The sequence below is a fragment of the Pseudomonas sp. S11P7 genome, assembly GCF_023195435.1.
In the GTDB taxonomy this organism is placed as follows: domain Bacteria; phylum Pseudomonadota; class Gammaproteobacteria; order Pseudomonadales; family Pseudomonadaceae; genus Aquipseudomonas; species Aquipseudomonas fluorescens_G.
In genome coordinates this window covers 1,817,680-1,832,350 of record NZ_JALPKS020000002.1, presented here as the reverse complement: position 1 = coordinate 1,832,350, position 14,671 = coordinate 1,817,680, and the positions used below count along the sequence as shown (strand labels likewise).

The following is a 14,671-nucleotide window of genomic DNA, read 5'->3' as shown; positions in this document are numbered from 1 at the left end:
GTCACTGAAAACCTCTGTGGGAGCTGGCTTGTCAGCTCCCCACAAGTTTGTGGTCTGCATACAAAACCTGCGGTCGCTGAAACCTCTGTGGGAGCTGGCTTGCCAGCGATGAGGGCATCAGCAACACCGCAGAACCCAACCATCACCGCCATCGATATTCACCATCGCCACGATTGCCTTCCGCCAACCGCCGATGAAAGGCACGATTAAGCCATCCGAAACACAACGAGGAGTTCACAACATGATTCACACCCAAGTCACCCTCTGCGTGAGTTTCCCAGTGTTCGGCAGCAACTATTACGCTCAGCACGTCGTGTCGCACAAGGCCCGCGCGCTGGTGTTCAACGAAGCGTTCGAGGACCTGCTGATGCCCGCTGCCAGCAATCACTTCAGCAATGAAGTGGTCGGCTTCAACGATCAATTCCGTTTTCTGAGCGACATTCTCGCCACCCATTTGCTGGACATCGAGGCCGCCGTGCCTGCGCGATCCAGCGTCCGGGCGAGCGCTCGTTTTTCTTGAGTATCGAAGGCTAAACAAAAAGGGCGTCCCATCGCGGGACGCCCTTTTGCGTTCAATCAATCATCATCCCGATCACGGTAGTAGCGACGCCCGTCGCGACGATCGTCATCGCGGTCATCCCAGCGCCGGTCGTGGTCGTAATAGCGACCGTGATCGCGGTCGTAGTGCCGGCCATGGCGGTGGTCATCATCAAAATCCGCGACACAGCCACCGAGCAGAATGGCGGCGGTCACAGTCAACAGGATCGTTGTCGCTTGCTTCATTCAGAACTTCCCTAAAACCAAGGTCTTGACGACGGAATCGGCCACGCTGCCCACGCTTTCGGCACGCGGTGCGCGCAGCCGCAGATACGACCGGGCAAAATGCGGTTGATTCAGTGGCCAGCATCGACCGTTGGTCGCCTCGTTCGTCATCGCCGAACAGCGGCGAAACGCCACCTATACTGCTTGCAACCAACCCCCACGCAATGGATCTGCGCCCTCAATAACAACAAGCAGAGGTGGACCATGGTCTGGCAGCAAGTGTATGACCCGTTTGGCAATCCAGTGATTTCCACACTGATGGCCGCCGTGCCGGTGGTGGTGATGCTCGCCGCGCTGGCATTTTTCCACGTCAAGGCGCATCTGGCCGCGCTGTTGGCGCTGGCCTCGGCCTTGCTGATTTCGATTTTCGCCTTCGACATGCCGGCGGGCATGGCCGGCTCGGCGGCGTTGTTTGGCGCGGCGAATGGCCTGCTGCCGATCGGCTGGATCGTGCTCAACATCATCTTTCTGCATCGCCTGACCACCGAAAACGGCTCGTTCAAAGTGCTGCAGGATTCCCTCGCACGCATCACCGACGACCGCCGTTTGCAGTTGCTGCTGATCGCCTTTTGCTTCGGTGCCTTTTTCGAAGGCGCGGCCGGTTTCGGCACACCGGTGGCCGTGACCGGGGCGATTCTGATCGGCCTGGGGTTTTCGCCGCTGGCGGCGTCGGGGCTGGCGCTGATCGCCAACACCGCGCCGGTGGCGTTCGGCGCGCTGGGCACGCCGATCATCACCTTGGCGAAAGTCACCGGGCTGGATGAAATGGAGCTGTCGATGATGGTCGGTCGGCAGCTGCCATTCTTCTCGGTGCTGGTACCGTTCTGGCTGATCTGGGCTTTCGCCGGCTGGCGCAAGATGCTCGAAGTGTGGCCGGCGATTCTGGTGGCTGGCGTCAGCTTCGCCATCCCGCAATTTCTCGTGTCGAACTACCACGGGCCGATGCTGGTGGACGTCATCGCTGCGCTGATTTCCATGGCCTGCCTGACGCTGTTTCTGAAGGTGTGGAAACCGGCGACCATTCACACCTCGGCGGCGCTCTCGGGGCGCGTCGACAACTCCAAAGTCGATGAAGAAAAAGTCACCGCCAGCGCCGCGTTCAGCGATCAGGCGCGGCCGGCGGTGATGCGTGCGTGGATGCCATGGATCATCCTCACGGTGTTCGTGTTTGCCTGGGGCACCCAAGGCTTCAAAAACATGTTCGACACCCGCCCGGCGATTGATCCGGTGACGCAGTCGGCCAGGCTCGATGCGCAAGGCAAACCGCTGCGCGAGGCCAACCCGATTTTCGCCCCGGCCGTAACCTTCACCAGCTTGCACTTGCAGATCGAAAAAGTGCCGCCGGTGGTGGCTGCGCCGAAAGCCGAAGAGGCGGTGTACAAATTCACCTGGCTCACCGCGACCGGCAGCGGGATTCTGCTGGCGGCGATTGTCGGCGGGCTGTTGATGGGCTATTCGATCCCGCAGTTGGTCAGGCAATACCTGCGCACGCTGTGGGTGGTGCGGTTTTCGTTGATCACCATTGCGGCGATGCTGGCGCTGGGGTTCCTCACGCGGTATTCGGGGCTCGACGCGACCATGGGCCTGGCGTTTGCGGCGACGGGGATTTTCTATCCGATGTTCGGCACCCTGCTCGGCTGGCTCGGCGTAGCGCTGACCGGTTCGGACACGGCGTCGAACGTGCTGTTCGGCGGCTTGCAACGGGTCACCTCGGAACAGCTTGGCATCAGCCCGGTGCTGATGGCGGCGGCGAACAGCTCCGGTGGGGTGATGGGCAAAATGGTCGACGCGCAATCGATCGTGGTCGCCTCCACCGCCACCCGCTGGTACGGGCATGAGGGCGAGATTCTGCGCTACGTGTTCTTCCACTCGATCGTACTGGCGATCCTGGTCGGCGGACTGGTGACGTTGCAGGCGTATGTGGCGCCGTTTACCTCGATGGTGGTGGGCGCACATTAACCCGCTACATCATTTTTCCCTGTGGGAGCGAGCCTGCTCGCGATAGCGTCCGGTCAGCCAATGAAGATATTGGCTTTGCCGGCCCCTTCGCGAGCAGGCTCGCTCCCACAGGGATTTGCGTTGGCCTGATATTGATGAACGGCGCGCATAACGCTTAGCGCGAAATCCGACAAAACCTTTACCCCTCCCCTGCGGTCACTCCTTTTACGAGACTGGCATGCATGCCGGCGCGCCCGACAGGGCCATCTGTGATCCCTGCCGCCTGATGAGAGACAAGGAATCGAACCATGACGATTTCCCGACGCAGTTTTTTGATCCTCGGCGCTGTGACTGCGACCGCGTTTGCGATGCCCCCGTTTATCAGCCTCAAGGCCTATGCGGCCAATCTGGAGCAACCCGCCATGAGCAAAGTGACCCTCAACGTCAACGGCCAACCGCGCGAGTTGACCGTCGATACACGCACCACCCTGCTCGACGCCCTGCGCGAGCACCTGCAGCTGACCGGCACCAAGAAAGGCTGCGACCACGGCCAGTGCGGCGCCTGCACGGTGATCGCCGATGGCCGGCGGATCAATTCCTGCCTGAGGCTGGCGGTGATGCATGACGGCAGCGAGGTCACCACCATCGAAGGCCTCGGCATGCCCGACACGCTGCACCCGATGCAAGCGGCGTTCATCAAACATGACGGTTATCAGTGCGGCTACTGCACGCCGGGGCAGATCTGCTCAGCGGTGGCGGTGCTCAAGGAAATCCGCGACGGCATTCCCAGCCACGTCAGCCCGAGCCTGACCGAACCGCCGCAGCTGATCGCCGCAGAATTGCAGGAACGCATGAGCGGCAACATCTGCCGTTGCGGCGCCTACTCCAACATCATCGAAGCCATCACTGAAGTCGCGGAGGAATCGGCATGAGAGCGTTCAATTACAGCCGCGCCGACTCGCCCGCCGCAGCCGCCGCACAAGCCGCTCAGGTCGAAGGCGCACGGTTCATTGCCGGCGGCACCAACCTGCTGGATCTGATGAAGCTCGACATCGAAACACCGCCGCATCTGATCGATATCAATCATTTGGGCCTGGATCAGATCGAAGCCACGCCCGAGGGCGGTTTGCGCATCGGCGCGCTGGTGCGCAACACCGATCTGGCCGCCGATGCGCGCGTGCGCAAGGATTACGCCCTGCTCTCCCGCGCCCTGCTCGCCGGGGCTTCGGGGCAACTGCGCAACATGGCCACCACCGCCGGCAACCTGCTGCAACGCACCCGCTGCCCGTACTTCTACGACACCCATCAGGCCTGCAACAAACGCAACCCCGGCAGCGGCTGCGCAGCCCTCGGCGGAGTCACGCGGCAGCTGGGCATCATCGGTGTCAGCAAGGCGTGCATTGCCACCCATCCAAGTGACATGGCCATCGCGATGCGCGCCCTCGATGCGCAGATCGAGACGGTGAAACCCGACGGCAGCACACGCAGCATCGCCATGGCCGATTTCCATCAGTTGCCTGGTGACACGCCGCACATCGAAACCAGCCTCACGCCCGGCGAGTTCATCACCGCCGTAACCCTGCCGCCGCCGGTGGGCGGCACGCACATCTACCACAAGGTGCGTGATCGCTCGTCCTATGCGTTTGCGCTGGTCTCGGTCGGCTTGATCTTGCAGAAGGACGGCAGCGGCCGCGTGGCGGTCGGTGGCATCGCGCCGAAACCGTGGCGCGTCGAAGCCGCCGAAGCGCTCCTGCCGCAAGGCGCCAAAGCCGTCAGCCAGCGCCTGCTCGAAGGCGCGACACCGACCGACGACAACCAATTCAAACTGACCCTGGTCGAGCGCACGCTCGGCGCGGTGTTGGCGCAAGCGAGGGAAACGGCATGAAATTCGACACGCCCGCCACCACTAACCCGATCGACCAGTTGAAAGTGGTCGGCCAACCCACCCCACGCGTCGAAGGCCGGTTGAAAACCTGCGGTCAGGCCACCTACGCCTACGAGCAACATGAAGCGGCAGCCAATCAGGCGTACGGTTTCATGGTCGATGCCGGCATTGCCAAGGGCCGGATCAAAGCCATCCACCTCGACGAGGCAAAAGCCGCGCCCGGTGTGCTGGCGATCGTCACCGGCGCCAATGCCGGCAAGCTCGACAAGGGCCAATACAACGCCGCGCACCTGCTCGCCCATCCCGAGGTGCAGCATTATCAGCAAGCGGTTGCGCTGGTGGTGGCCGAGACCTTCGAACAGGCGCGCGCGGCGGCGCAGCTGGTCAAGGTCGATTACGAAACCAGCGAGGGCAAGTTCGATCTGGCCAGCGTGCGCGATTTGGGCGTCGAGCCGAAAGACGAATTGCCCGACGTCAATCACGGCGATTTCGACAAGGCGTTTGCCGCGGCGCCGGTGCAGTTTGACCGCACCTACACCACGCCGGACCAGTCCCACGCGATGATGGAACCGCACTCGACTCTGGCGGCATGGGACGACGATCAACTGACCTTGTGGACCTCCAATCAGATGGTCGCCTGGAGCGTCGGCGATGTAGCGAAGACCCTCGGCTTGCCGAAGGAAAAAGTGCGCATCGTTTCGCCTTACATTGGTGGCGGTTTCGGCGGCAAACTGTTCGTACGCGCTGACGCGATTCTCGCCGCCCTCGGGGCACGCATGGCTGGCCGCCCGGTAAAAGTCGCCCTCGCCCGCCCACAAATGGCCAACAACACCACCCATCGCCCGGCGACGATTCAGCGCATCCGCATGGGTGCAACGGCAGACGGCAAACTCACTGCCATCGCTCACGAAGGCTGGTCGGGCAACCTCGCCGACGGCAAGGTCGAACTCGCCGCGCAGCCGAGCCAATTACTCTATGCCGCAGACAACCGCCGCGTCAGCATGCGCCTCGCGCCACTGGACCTGCCCGAGGGCAACGCGATGCGCGCACCGGGTGAAGCGCCGGGGCTGATGGTGCTGGAAATCGCCATGGATGAGATGGCCGAGCAGCTGAACATGGACCCGATCCAGTTCCGCATTCTCAACGACACCCAGGTCGACCCGGTCAAAACCGAGCGGCCGTTTTCCCAACGTCAACTGGTCAAGTGCCTGGAGCTTGGGGCGCAGAAATTCGGCTGGGATCAGCGCCACGCCAAACCTGGCACGCGCCGCGAAGGCCGCTGGCTGATCGGCATGGGCGTGGCGGCGGCGTTTCGCAACAACCTGCTGGTCAAGTCTGGTGCGCGGGTGCGGCTGGAACGCGACGGCAAGGTCACGGTAGAAACCGACATGACCGACATCGGCACCGGTAGCTACACGATCATCGCGCAGACTGCCGCCGAAATGATGGGTGTCAGCCTTGATGATGTGACGGTGCATCTGGGTGACTCGAACTTCCCGGTATCGGCAGGCTCGGGCGGTCAGTTCGGCGGCAACTGCTCGACCGCCGGCGTATATGCCGCGTGCGTGAAACTGCGTGAGGCGGTGGCCGGCAAACTCGGTATGGCGGCAGACCAGGCCGAATTCGTCGACGGCCAGGTGCGCGCTGGCGGTAAAACCCTGCCGTTGCGCAATGCCGCAGAAGGCGGCGCCCTGGTTGGCGAGGACAGCATCGAATTCGGCGATCTGGCCGAGAAGTATCAGCAGTCGACTTTCGGCGCGCATTTCGTCGAAGTCGCCGTCGATGCCGCCACCGGCGAAGTCCGCGTGCGGCGCATGCTCGCGGTGTGCGCGGCGGGTCGGATTCTCAACCCGACCTCGGCGCGCAGCCAGGTGATCGGTGCGATGACCATGGGCGTCGGTGCGGCGTTGATGGAAGAACTGGCGGTGGATACCCGACTGGGCTTTTTCGTCAACCATGACCTGGCCGGATACGAAGTGCCGGTGCATGCCGACATTCCCCATCAGGAGGTGATTTTCCTCGATGAGACCGACCCGATTTCCTCGCCGATGAAGGCCAAGGGTGTCGGTGAATTGGGGATTTGCGGCGTGAGTGCGGCGGTGGCCAATGCGATCTATAACGCCACTGGCGCGCGGGTGCGGGAGTATCCGATAACTCTGGACAAGGTGCTTTCTTCGTTGCCGGAGATGATCTGAGGCCCTGAAAAGCCCCTCACCCTAGCCCTCTCCCGAAGGGAGAGGGAACTGATTGGGGATGTTCGAGGGTTGCGCCGACCTGGACGTGCTGTGGTGAATCCATAATCGATGCGGTTTTACAGGTCGACGTATGACGCCAAACACCTCGGTCGGCTCCCTCTCCCTCCGGGCGGTCCGACGTTTCGAGAGGGCTGGGGTGAGGGTAACGCCTGGCGCACTAGCATGGGGTGCCAGGGGTCGGTTGGTGAAATAAAGTCATTCTTCGGGATATTGCTCAGCCCCCACCTGCTCCATCCATTCCACCACTTTCCCATCCAGCACTTCGGCAATGGCGATATGCGTCATCGCCGTGGTCGGTGCAGCGCCGTGCCAATGCTTGGCCCCCGGTGCGATCCAGACGGTATCGCCCGGGCCGATCCGCCGAACCGGCTGCCCCCATTCCTGCACCAGCCCCGCGCCCGCCGTGACGATCAACGTCTGCCCTAACGGATGCGTATGCCATGCAGTGCGCGCGCCCGGTTCAAAGGTCACCGTCGCGCCGCTGACCCGCGCCTGCCCGGTGCCCTTGAACGGCGCATCCACTCGCACGGTGCCGGTAAACCAGTCCGCCGGGCCTTGGGCCGAGGGCTGCGAGCCATTCGGGGTTACGCTGACGCGTGGGGGTTCATTGGCCTGTACCTCGCCCGCCAACAGGGAAAGGGTCAACGCCGAAGCGGCAATCGGGTTCATGGCGATTCCTCCTGATAGTCAATGCCACCACTGTACCCAGCCCTACTCTGCGAATAATCGCCTAGAATGCGAAAAAACTTATGCGGATGACTCATCAATGCTTCGAGAAAACGCCACCGACCTGCTCGCCTTTCTCGCCGTGGCCCGCGAGCGCAGTTTCACTAAAGCGGCAGCGAAGCTCGGCGTTTCGCAGTCGGCGCTGAGCCACACCATTCGCGGCCTCGAAGCACGCCTGGGCTTGCGCCTGTTGACCCGCACCACCCGCAGCGTTTCGCCTACCGAGGCCGGCGAGCACCTGTTGCGCACCATCGGCCCGCGCTTCGAAGAAATCGAAGTGGAGCTGGCAGCCCTGAGCACCCTGCGCGACACCCCGGCCGGCAAGATTCGTCTCAGCGCCACCGACCATTCGCTGGACTGGATCCTGCGCCCGGTGCTGCAGGATTTCCTCTTGCGCTACCCGGACATCGCCGTTGAAGTGTGCTGCGATTACGGCTTCGTCGACATCGCCGGCCAAGGCTTCGACGCCGGCGTGCGTCTGGGCGAGGACGTCGCGCAAGGCATGATCGCCACCCGCATCGGCCCGGACATGCGCATGGCCGTGGTCGGCTCCCCTGCCTATTTCGCCCACCGCAGCGCGCCGCAAACCCCACGCGACCTGACCGACCACGCCTGCAACAACCTGCGCCTGCCAACCAACGGCGGGTTGTATGCCTGGGAATTCGAAAAGGACGGCGAAAGCCTGAAAGTGCGGGTATCCGGGCAGATCACCTTGAATGGCGTCTACCCATTACTGAATGCCGCACTCGACGGCTTCGGCCTGAGCTACATACCGGAAAACGTCGCCGCACCGTACCTGGCCGACGGTCATTTGCAGCGGGTCCTGACCGATTGGTGCCCGAGCTTCGCCGGTTATCACCTGTACTACCCGAGCCGGCGCCAGGCAGCGCCGGCGTTTGCGTTGTTGCTGGAGGCGCTGCGCTATCGCGAGTGAGCGCTGGATTTTTATAACAACCAACGCTTCGCCAGTGAATCCTGACCAACCTGACGGCTTGCGCCTCGGACGCTGCAAGCACCGTCGCTTGCTGCCCGCGCTCCAGTCCCAGACAGGTGTACTGCGCCCATTCTGCCGACGCGTTCAGAGATATCGCCAACAGACCGGCAACGAGACTGCCGGTCAACGTCTGGCGGACGCTGTTCATGGCAGCCCTTCCTTGTCAGAACCGAAGGCCACCATGATTGATCACAGCGACAGCCCTTTCCACTGTCAGACCTGACAGTCCTTTGGACGCTTTGGCAATAACCCGCCGCTGCGACTACCCCAACAGCGCCACCAATTGATGCCGCTGCGCATCGGTGAGCATCGGCCCGAACCCGGCCTTCACGTTGTCCGCCATGTAACGCGGATTGCTGGTGCCCGGAATCACACACGTTACCGCTGAGTGTGAAAGCAGAAACTTCAGTGCCAGTTGCGGCCAGCTATTGACCTGCACATCGGAAACCCAGCCGGGCAGCGGCTTGCCCTTGAGCCGCGCGAGCAAGCCACCGCCACCGAATGGCCGATTGCAGATCACCGCGACCCCGCGTTCGCGGCACAGCGGCAGGATGCGTTTCTCGACGCCGCGATCGTCGAGGGCGTAATTGATTTGCAGAAAATCCACAGGTTCAGTCTTCAGCACCGCTTCAACTTCATCGTAGGCCGACGGCGTGTAGTGGGTGATGCCGATGTAGCGGATGCGCCCCTGTTCCTTCCACTCACGTAAGGTCGGCAAGTGGGTCTGCCAGTCGAGCAGGTTGTGGATCTGCATCAGGTCGATACGTTCGGTTTGCAGCAGGCTGAATGACTGCTCCATTTGCGCGATGCCTTCCTCGCGTCCGCGCGTCCAGACTTTGGTGGCCAGAAATGCCGGCGAACGTGGCTGATGGATCGACAGCAGTTCACCGGTGGTCTGTTCGGCGCGGCCGTACATTGGCGAACTGTCGATGAGGGTGCCGCCCTTTTCGAACAATCGATCGAGTACCGCCGGCAACTGCCGATAAACCGCATCGCCGGGGGCCACGTCGAAACCGCGATAGGTGCCCAGGCCGACGATCGGCAGCGCCTCGGAGCTGGAGGGGATGGCGCGGGTCTGCATGGTCTGGCCTCCGGTCGTCGCGGACGTCGTGCGGCTGGCCAAGGCCCGATCAAGGCTGAAGACCGCCGAAACCCCGGCCGCCAGCGTGAGCAGGCGGCGGCGGGAATAACCCTCAGTGTGGCTCATGCTGGCTCCCCTGCTGCATGGATCTGTTGCCGGTTATGTGGCGAGCGGCCGAGTATTGCAGTGAACTACACTGCGAGGCCCACCTTCACCCACGGTTAAAAATAGCCGAATGTCCCGAACCTTGATGTCACTCGTCGCATTGCTCGTCGCTGTGTACCTGGTGCTGTGTGCGGCGCTGGTCGTGTTTCAGCGTTCGCTGATTTACTTCCCGCAGCCCAACTCCATAGCCAGCCCTGACTCGCAGATGACCTTGTCGATGCCCGACGCCAAGGTATCGGTGCTTACCCGCGCTCGTAACGGTCCGCGGGCGCTGCTGTACTTTGGCGGCAATGCCGAAGACGTCTCGCTTAATCTGCCGGAGTTTGCCGAGGCTTTTCCTGACTACGCGCTGTACCTGCTCAATTATCGTGGTTTCGGTGAGAGCGACGGCTCGCCGTCCGAAGCGGCGATTGCCGAGGATGCGCTGGCGCTGTTCGATCAGGTTTACGCCAGTCATCCGCAGATCGTCGTGATCGGGCGCAGTCTCGGCTCGGGTGTCGCCGTGCGCCTGGCCAGCCAGCGACCGGTGCAGCAGCTGATACTGGTGACGCCTTACAACAGCCTCGGAGAAATCGCCGCACGCCAATACCCGTGGGTGCCGGTGAAGTGGCTGCTTAAGGATCGCTTCGCGTCGGGCAAATATGCCGCGCATATCCGCGTGCCGACGTTGCTGCTGGCGGCCAGTGATGATGAGGTGATTCCGCGTGCCAGCACCCAGCGCCTGCTCGAAAATTTCCCTGCGGGCATGGCGGTGCTTCGGGTGGTGCCGGAGTCGGGGCATAACTCGATTGCCGCGCGGGAGGAGTATTTGCGGTGGATGGGCGACGTGTTGAATCGCTGAAAGTCGAGTTGTCCGAAAGGGCCCCTTCGCGAGCAGGCTCACTCCTACAGGGAATTGCATTTCAAATGTAGGAGTGAGCCTGCTCGCGATGGCGTCATCCAGCGCAACATTGCATCTTGTCTGATCACGCCCTTTGTCGCCCCGCTCCAAAACCGCCACCCATCGCTTGAACCAAGTCGCGAATCGCCAGTCCTACCCGCGCCGCATTCCGCGGTTCACTCGATTTTTTGCGCTGTCCCCTTCAGAGCCGCCCGCCCCATGCGCCACGCCGTTCGTTCGTCTCGCTTCGTTTCGCTGTGCCTGCTGATCCTTTCTGCGCTATTTGTCGAAACCGCCCAGGCCGGCGCGGAGCGGCAACTGGTGGCCGCGATCAATGACTATCGTGCCCATCCACAACGCTGCGAGCGGCGCCCGGCGCAACGTCTGGCACCGTTGCGGCTGAACGCGAACCTGGCCCTGCCGCTCGGTTATGGCTATGGCGGCGGCCTGCGCGAGGCGCTGAAGTCCTCGGGCTACGCGGCCACCGCGGTGCGCAGTATTCGCGTGGTCGGTGCCGAAGACGCCGAAGAAGCCTTCGACCAGTTGCTCGACGAGCACTGCGCCGCGCTGCTCGATGCGACGTATGCCGACATCGGCGTCAGCCGCTCGCACAATCAATGGCAAGTGGTGCTGGCGCGACCGGTGCTCGACAACCGCGTCGGTGACAACCGCAGCGTCGGCAAGGCATTGCTCGCTGAAGTCAACGCCGCCCGCGCCCGTCCACGGATGTGCGGCCGCCAACGCTTCGCCGCCGCACGGCCCCTGAGCTGGAACGCGGCATTGGGCGCCGCCGCGCAGGGCCATAGCAAAGCCATGGCCTACGGCAACTACTTCGCCCACCGCGACCCGGACGGCGAACAGCCAGCCGACCGTGCCCGCGCCGCCGGTTATCGCGGGCGGCAAATCGGCGAAAACATCGCCGCCGGCCAGAGCTCACCGGGCAAGGCCATGGCCGGATGGCTGGCCAGCCCCGGGCATTGCGCCAACCTGATGAACCCGATGTTCACCCAGGTCGGCGCCGGCTTTGCCAGTGAAGCGCGCAGCGCTGAAGGGTGTACTGGACGATGATGTTTGGTGCGCCTTGAGGGGTGCTCCGCCCGGAATTTCTTCGCCAGGCGGCAGTTTGCTGAAAATTGGCCGCGCCATTAATGCTGGATGGCACGCTTATAAAGAGACCGAAAGACCCAGTTTCAACAGCTCTTTGCGCTGCATGGACGGCTCTAGCACAGCCATTCCAGCGTGCCAGTGGAGCGACAACAAAGCACTCAGCTTGTACTGACTGACGAGTGATTCGGCCAGCAAACAGCTTTTTCGGTCGCGGATACTGATGAGGTTCAGCACCCAGTCATCGCCCTGTTCTGCCATCCAGCGGTGGATTATTGAGCGATGCTTTTGCAACAACGTGTCGGCATCCCACACAGTCATTTGCGCGAATACCTGCGGCAGCTGGGTTTCAGGCTTCATTTGTTTCAAATCAGCAGCCAATGCGCCGCCAAGGTCAGATTCAACGGCAGCCTGGCACTCGATGAAATACTGTTCCGGCCAGCCCGCCGATAAATTCGCCAGCCGCGCGAGCACCGCATACGCCTGAACATCCCGCGCCGTGGTCATTTGTCCGGTGAAGTTCAGGGTATTGTCCAGTATCGCCGTGGCCAATAGCGCAGCGCTGTGCTGACTGATATTCGGCAACAAATCGGCGCTCTCCCAACGCTGAAAGACTTGTGTGGCGCAAGCACCGATGGGACGGATATTGGCCGCAGAGAAGAGTCTTTGCTCCCAGTAATGTTCGTAACCGGGATGATGATCGATGACCTCCACAACCTGATCAAGCACCACCAAGGGGTCGAAATGGTGATAGTCCGAAACATCCACCAGGACGAACTCATCCGTTGCTTTAGGCAGGTAATCGTCGAGCGAATCACCATTGATCTTCAGATGCAGAGGAATGCTGGCATTGAGCGGCGCACTGCTGACAGCTCGGGCCGCCACGCCCAGGCAGTTCAGCAGTTCGGCGTAGGCAATGCAGCAGGCGTATGCATCAATGTCCAAGTATGCCGAACCGGACGTCACCACTCTCACAAGGCGTGCTCCTCAAACCGTGCTGCCGATGCGTTCAGTGGCAAATTCAAAGCCTGAGCGATGCCGGCGAGAATTCTCTCGTAGGTGACCTGTCATCAGAAACAGTACTGGCCGCTGAGGTTTCCGACAGGATTTTGCTTAATACGCTGGATGGGATCTTGCACCCGCACCCGCCACTCTCAGACTTGTCCATAATCTGGCAAAACGTCGACATCACACTTCCTTAGAATCCATTTTCCTTTGCGAAAGCAGAGCGTAAGTCTGCTCACCACCTGTTACCTCATGTCTCAGGCAGCGGAAAAATCGCACACTCTCATGACGGAAATGTGACAGAAGCATTGGATGCTCGAAGTCTGCATGGCACGGCGGCGTCTACTCAGGCCATCGATCTTTGCTGGTTTTATCGATGGCCTGTTTTTTTGCTTTTTCAAGCCGCCGCTTTGCCATCGGCCACCATCGCCGATGCCGCCAGCATCGCCCGCAGCAGCACTGCACACCCCGCCGCCAGATCGTCCGGGGCGGCGTTTTCGATTTCGTTGTGGCTGATGCCGCCTTCGCACGGGACGAAGATCATCCCGGCCGGGCCGAGTTCGGCGAGGAAAATCGCGTCGTGGCCGGCGCCGCTGACGATGTCCATGTGTGACAGGCCCAGCCCTTGCGCCGCGCCGCGCACTGCTTCGACGCAGCCTTTTTCGAAGTACAGCGGCGGGAAGTCGGCAGTCGGTGTCAGTTCATAAGTGAGGCCGTGAGCCTGGCAAGTGGCTTCGATGACTTGCTTCACCTCAGCAATCATCGAATCCAGACGCGCCGGTTGCAGATGACGGAAATCCAGGGTCATGCGCACTTCGCCGGGAATCACGTTGCGCGAACCGGGATAGGCTTGCAGGCACCCGACCGTGCCGCAGGCGTGCGGCTGGTGGCCGAGGGCGGCGCGGTTGACGGCGCCGACGATCACTGCAGCGCCGACCAGTGCATCTTTACGCAGGTGCATCGGGGTCGGGCCGGCGTGGGCTTCGACGCCGCGCAATTTGAGGTCGAACCACTTCTGCCCCAGCGCGCCGAGGACCACGCCGATGGTTTTCTTTTCATCCTCAAGAATCGGGCCTTGCTCGATGTGCGCTTCGAAATAGGCGCCGACCGGGTGTCCGCTGACTTTGCGCGAACCTGCATAGCCGATGGCGTTGAGCGCTTCGCCGACCGTGACCCCGTCGGCGTCGACCTTGGCCAGGGTTTCGGCGAGGGTGAATTTTTCCGCGAACACGCCCGAGCCCATCATGCACGGGGCGAAGCGCGAGCCTTCTTCGTTGGTCCAGACCACCACTTCCAGCGGCGCTTCGGTTTCCACACCGAGGTCGTTGAGAGTACGCAGGACTTCGACACCGGCCAGTACGCCGAAGCAGCCGTCGAACTTGCCGCCGGTGGGCTGGGTGTCGATGTGACTGCCGGTCATCACCGGTGGCAGGTCGGGATTACGGCCCGGGCGGCGAGCGAAAATGTTGCCTACGGCATCCACCGTGACGCTGCATCCGGCCTCCTTGCACCATTGCACGAACAGGTCACGGGCCTGGCGGTCGAGGTCAGTCAGGGCCAGGCGACAGACGCCGCCCTTGACCGTCGCGCCGAGTCTGGCCAGCTCCATGAGCGAGGCCCACAGGCGATCGCGGTTGATGTGCTGATGGTTCGATTGCAGAACGTCGACGGCTGCGTTCATGGGGATCTCCTCAGTGTTGATACCGATAGGGACGCAGAGCGTCCCGGGCTGCATTCCCACGCAGAGCGTGGGAACGATCAAGGATACTGCTGTGGTGTCTGTCAGGCCGCCATCGCTGGCAAGCCAGCTCCCACA

General features: G+C 62.2%; 12 protein-coding genes and 1 pseudogene. 8 read left to right on the top strand and 5 right to left on the bottom strand.

The window, feature by feature from the left end:
- The first annotated feature begins 241 nt into the window (after positions 1-241).
- Positions 242-520 (top strand): hypothetical protein, encoded by a 279-nt coding sequence (locus M0746_RS08485; protein ID WP_258448797.1) that lies wholly within the window; start codon positions 242-244, stop codon positions 518-520.
- A gap of 56 nt (positions 521-576) precedes the next feature.
- On the opposite strand, the gene M0746_RS08480 is transcribed toward M0746_RS08485, so the two are convergent.
- Complete coding sequence (locus M0746_RS08480) at positions 577-783, bottom strand: hypothetical protein (protein ID WP_258448796.1); 207 nt, start codon at positions 781-783, stop codon at positions 577-579.
- 243 nt (positions 784-1,026) lie between these two features.
- Here M0746_RS08480 and M0746_RS08475 point away from each other — a divergent pair, with 243 nt between their 5' ends.
- From M0746_RS08475 to paoC, 4 genes are all read left to right on the top strand, one after another.
- Positions 1,027-2,781 carry an L-lactate permease gene (locus M0746_RS08475; RefSeq protein WP_258448795.1) on the top strand — a complete coding sequence of 585 codons (1,755 nt, stop codon included), beginning with the start codon at positions 1,027-1,029 and terminating at the stop codon, positions 2,779-2,781.
- 287 nt (positions 2,782-3,068) lie between these two features.
- Positions 3,069-3,692 (top strand): aldehyde dehydrogenase iron-sulfur subunit PaoA, encoded by a 624-nt coding sequence (gene paoA, locus M0746_RS08470; protein ID WP_258448794.1) that lies wholly within the window; start codon positions 3,069-3,071, stop codon positions 3,690-3,692.
- Positions 3,689-4,645, top strand: a complete 957-nt coding sequence (locus M0746_RS08465; protein ID WP_258448793.1) for an FAD binding domain-containing protein — start codon at positions 3,689-3,691, stop codon at positions 4,643-4,645. Before paoA ends, M0746_RS08465 begins: the two co-directional genes overlap by 4 nt.
- Positions 4,642-6,840 carry an aldehyde oxidoreductase molybdenum-binding subunit PaoC gene (gene paoC / locus M0746_RS08460; protein ID WP_258448792.1) on the top strand — a complete coding sequence of 733 codons (2,199 nt, stop codon included), beginning with the start codon at positions 4,642-4,644 and terminating at the stop codon, positions 6,838-6,840. Before M0746_RS08465 ends, paoC begins: the two co-directional genes overlap by 4 nt.
- Positions 6,841-7,095: 255 nt before the next feature.
- On the opposite strand, the gene M0746_RS08455 is transcribed toward paoC, so the two are convergent.
- Entirely contained in the window at positions 7,096-7,569 is a 474-nt protein-coding gene (locus tag M0746_RS08455) for a (R)-mandelonitrile lyase (RefSeq protein WP_258448791.1), read from the bottom strand.
- A gap of 97 nt (positions 7,570-7,666) precedes the next feature.
- On the opposite strand from M0746_RS08455, the gene M0746_RS08450 reads away from it, so the two are divergent.
- Entirely contained in the window at positions 7,667-8,560 is an 894-nt protein-coding gene (locus tag M0746_RS08450) for a LysR family transcriptional regulator (RefSeq protein ID WP_258448790.1), read from the top strand.
- Positions 8,561-8,882: 322 nt separating this feature from the next.
- Here M0746_RS08450 and M0746_RS08445 read toward each other — a convergent pair whose 3' ends face one another.
- A complete protein-coding gene (locus M0746_RS08445; protein WP_258448789.1) occupies positions 8,883-9,827 on the bottom strand; it encodes an aldo/keto reductase in 945 nt (314 codons plus the stop codon).
- Positions 9,828-9,936: 109 nt separating this feature from the next.
- Here M0746_RS08445 and M0746_RS08440 point away from each other — a divergent pair, with 109 nt between their 5' ends.
- A complete protein-coding gene (locus M0746_RS08440; RefSeq protein WP_258448788.1) occupies positions 9,937-10,707 on the top strand; it encodes an alpha/beta hydrolase in 771 nt (256 codons plus the stop codon).
- 258 nt (positions 10,708-10,965) lie between these two features.
- Positions 10,966-11,831: pseudogene (locus tag M0746_RS08435) on the top strand (CAP domain-containing protein).
- Between the two features lie 79 nt (positions 11,832-11,910).
- Here M0746_RS08435 and M0746_RS08430 read toward each other — a convergent pair.
- Together M0746_RS08430 and M0746_RS08425 are read right to left on the bottom strand one after the other, a co-directional pair.
- Positions 11,911-12,825 (bottom strand): DHH family phosphoesterase, encoded by a 915-nt coding sequence (locus M0746_RS08430; RefSeq protein WP_258448787.1) that lies wholly within the window; start codon positions 12,823-12,825, stop codon positions 11,911-11,913.
- Between the two features lie 427 nt (positions 12,826-13,252).
- On the bottom strand, positions 13,253-14,536 hold the full coding sequence (locus M0746_RS08425; protein WP_258448786.1) for a Zn-dependent hydrolase: 1,284 nt from the start codon (positions 14,534-14,536) through the stop codon (positions 13,253-13,255).
- Positions 14,537-14,671: the final 135 nt, after the last annotated feature.

Coding starts and splice junctions, on each gene's coding strand:
- M0746_RS08445 (WP_258448789.1), bottom strand. CDS start 9,827: ATGAGCCACACTGAGGGTTATTCCCGCCGCCGCCTGCTCACGCTGGCG.
- M0746_RS08475 (WP_258448795.1), top strand. CDS start 1,027: ATGGTCTGGCAGCAAGTGTATGACCCGTTTGGCAATCCAGTGATTTCC.
- M0746_RS08450 (WP_258448790.1), top strand. CDS start 7,667: ATGCTTCGAGAAAACGCCACCGACCTGCTCGCCTTTCTCGCCGTGGCC.
- M0746_RS08440 (WP_258448788.1), top strand. CDS start 9,937: ATGTCCCGAACCTTGATGTCACTCGTCGCATTGCTCGTCGCTGTGTAC.
- M0746_RS08465 (WP_258448793.1), top strand. CDS start 3,689: ATGAGAGCGTTCAATTACAGCCGCGCCGACTCGCCCGCCGCAGCCGCC.
- M0746_RS08425 (WP_258448786.1), bottom strand. CDS start 14,536: ATGAACGCAGCCGTCGACGTTCTGCAATCGAACCATCAGCACATCAAC.
- M0746_RS08480 (WP_258448796.1), bottom strand. CDS start 783: ATGAAGCAAGCGACAACGATCCTGTTGACTGTGACCGCCGCCATTCTG.
- M0746_RS08455 (WP_258448791.1), bottom strand. CDS start 7,569: ATGAACCCGATTGCCGCTTCGGCGTTGACCCTTTCCCTGTTGGCGGGC.
- paoC (WP_258448792.1), top strand. CDS start 4,642: ATGAAATTCGACACGCCCGCCACCACTAACCCGATCGACCAGTTGAAA.
- paoA (WP_258448794.1), top strand. CDS start 3,069: ATGACGATTTCCCGACGCAGTTTTTTGATCCTCGGCGCTGTGACTGCG.
- M0746_RS08485 (WP_258448797.1), top strand. CDS start 242: ATGATTCACACCCAAGTCACCCTCTGCGTGAGTTTCCCAGTGTTCGGC.